General features: G+C 65.6%; 3 protein-coding genes. All 3 read left to right on the forward strand.

The genetic code is table 11. From position 1 onward, the window contains the following. The first annotated feature begins 33 nt into the window (after positions 1-33). The 3 genes from NWI01_RS04580 to clpS all read left to right on the forward strand — a co-directional run bounded on the left by NWI01_RS04580 (position 34) and on the right by clpS (position 2,487). Positions 34-789, forward strand: a complete 756-nt coding sequence (locus NWI01_RS04580) for a TlyA family RNA methyltransferase (RefSeq protein ID WP_141382757.1) — start codon at positions 34-36, stop codon at positions 787-789. Then, complete coding sequence (locus tag NWI01_RS04585) at positions 782-2,050, forward strand: class I SAM-dependent RNA methyltransferase (protein ID WP_244613640.1); 1,269 nt, start codon at positions 782-784, stop codon at positions 2,048-2,050. Before NWI01_RS04580 ends, NWI01_RS04585 begins: the two co-directional genes overlap by 8 nt. Positions 2,051-2,181: 131 nt before the next feature. Then, the gene (gene clpS, locus NWI01_RS04590; protein WP_141382758.1) at positions 2,182-2,487 is read left to right on the forward strand and encodes an ATP-dependent Clp protease adapter ClpS; all 306 of its coding nucleotides are present in this window, start codon (positions 2,182-2,184) and stop codon (positions 2,485-2,487) included. Positions 2,488-2,610 lie beyond the last annotated feature (123 nt).

The following is a 2,610-nucleotide window of genomic DNA, read 5'->3' on the forward strand; positions in this document are numbered from 1 at the left end:
AAAACCATCGTGATCTAGGGTTTTGAGATCACCATGGCGAAGCGCGACAAGACCGAACCCCGCGCCCGCAGGCGCGCCGACGTCCTGCTGGTCGAGCGCGGACTGTTCGAGAGCAGGGCGCGGGCTCAAGCCGCGATCGAGGCCGGGTTCGTGACCGCCGACGGAAAGCCGGTGACAAAGGTTTCCGAGGCGGTTGACGTCAGCGCCGCGATCGAAGCGCAACCCGCGCACCCCTACGTATCACGCGGCGGCGTGAAACTGGCCGGCGCGCTCGCGGCGTATCCGATCGAAATCGAGAACCATGTCTGCCTTGATGTCGGCGCCTCGACCGGAGGATTCACCGAGGTGCTGCTGAGCGAGGGCGCGGCGCTGGTGTTCGCCGTCGATGTCGGCCGCGATCAGCTGCATCCGAGCCTGCGCGGCCATCCCCGGCTGGTGTCGATGGAGTCCACCGATATCCGCTCGCTGGAGGGCAAACGGCTGCCCCAGCGGCCGGACGTGGTGGTGATGGATGCAAGCTTCATTTCGCTGAAAGCCATCCTGCCGGCGGCGCTGGCGCTGGCGGCAGCGCCGATGCACCTGCTGGCGTTGATCAAGCCGCAATTCGAGGCGCCGCGCGCCGCGATCAGGAAAGGCATCGTCCGCGACGCGGCGGTGCATCGGGCGGTGTGCGACGATATCGCCGCCTTCGCGGCGACGCTGGGATGCAGCCATATCGAGATTTTCCCGTCCTCGATCCCGGGCGGCGACGGCAACATCGAATTCTTCCTCGGCGCCCGCCGTGGATAGGCAGAACCTTCAAATCGGCGGCACGAAGCGCGTGACCATCGATCACGTCGGCCATCGCGGCGATGGCGTCGCCCGGACCGATAGAGGCAACGTCTATGTCCCCTATGCACTGGGCGGAGAAACCGTAGAGATCGAACCGCTCGACGGCGACGCCGGCCGCGCGCGCCTCCTCCGCATCGAAGCGGCGAGCCCGGATCGCATCGCTCCGTTCTGTTCTCACTTTGGCGCATGCGGGGGCTGTGCGATCCAGCACTGGCGGCCGGAAGAATACCGCGCCTGGAAGCGGCGGATCGTGATCGACACGCTGGCGCTGGCCCGCATCGATTGTAACGTGGACGACCTCATCGACGCTCATGGCGCCGGCCGCAGGCGGATCACCCTCCATGCCCGGAGCGATGGCGGCAAGCTGCGCGTGGGCTTCGCCGCGCCGAACAGCCATGCCATCGTGCCGATCGACGCCTGCCCGGTGCTCGATCCCGCCCTTCACGGCGCGATTGACGCCGCGCGCGAACTGGCCATGGCGCTGAAGCCTGCGAACAAGCCGCTCGATATCCAGGTGACAGCGACCCGTAATGGCCTCGATGTCGACGTTCGCGGTTCCGGGCAATTGCCGCCCGCATTGATCGCGACACTCTCGCGCGTCGCGGAGGTGCATTGGCTGGCGCGGCTGACCCGCCACGGCGAACTGGTGCTGATGCGCGCGGCTCCGGTGATAGAGATCGGCGCGGCCCGGCTTGTCCTGCCGCCGGGTTCATTCCTGCAAGCGACCGTGGCAGGCGAGGAAACGCTGGCGGCGCTGGTCGCCGCGCATTGCGGCAAGGCGAGGCATATCGCCGATCTGTTCTGCGGCGTCGGCCCGTTCGCGCTGCGGCTCGCGGTTCGGGCGCGGGTCACAGCCTTCGACAGCAATACGGCGGCGGTGACGGCGCTGCAAAAGGCCGCGGACACCGCCTCCGGGCTGAAGCCGATCAAGGCGGAGTCCCGCGACCTGTTCCGCCGTCCGCTGGTGGCGCAGGAACTGCGCGACATCGACGCCGCCATATTCGACCCACCCCGGCAGGGCGCAGAGACGCAGAGCAAACATCTCGCAACCAGCAGGATTCCCGTCGTCGTCGCGGTGTCGTGCAGCGCGGCGACGTTTGCGCGTGACGCGCGCATTCTCATCGACGGCGGCTACAGTCTGGAGGCCGTAACGCCGGTCGACCAGTTCCGGCATTCGCCGCATGTCGAACTGGTCGCGAAATTCGTACGCCGGCGTTAAGGTTCAGCCGTGAGAACCCGTAGCGTTCCCGAGCGAAGCATGTCCGCGGGCTTGGCCCGACGATGGAATCCGGTTCGCGGGAAAACCGCGTCAAATGACTCAATCAGAAGCGTGCTCCAAGGGCAGCCGACATGAGCGATATCGCCGTCAAGCCGCGAACAAAGGCCGAAAACAAAATCGAACGGCCGCGCCTGTACAAGGTCATCCTCCACAATGACGACTTCACGCCGCGCGAATTCGTGGTGGCGGTGTTGATGGCCGAATTCAACATGACGGATGGCCAGGCGCATAAGGTGATGATCACCGCTGACCGGCTCGGCTCCTGCGTGGTGGGCGTGTTCGCCAGGGACATCGCGGAGACCAAGGCAACCCGCGCCACCGACGCCGGGCGCAGCATGGGCTTTCCGCTGCTGTTCACCACCGAGCCCGAAGAGTAGTCAGAGACTTATAGCGTTTTCGAGCGAAGTGGATGACCTGTTCGCGTAAAGAAAACGCGTCAAAACAAAATCATAGAGCCCCGCTTCTGATTCTATCAGAAGCGGAAAGGCCCTAGAGCGGCC

It is taken from the genome of Nitrobacter winogradskyi (assembly GCF_006539545.1).
Classification (GTDB): Bacteria; Pseudomonadota; Alphaproteobacteria; order Rhizobiales; family Xanthobacteraceae; genus Nitrobacter; species Nitrobacter winogradskyi_A.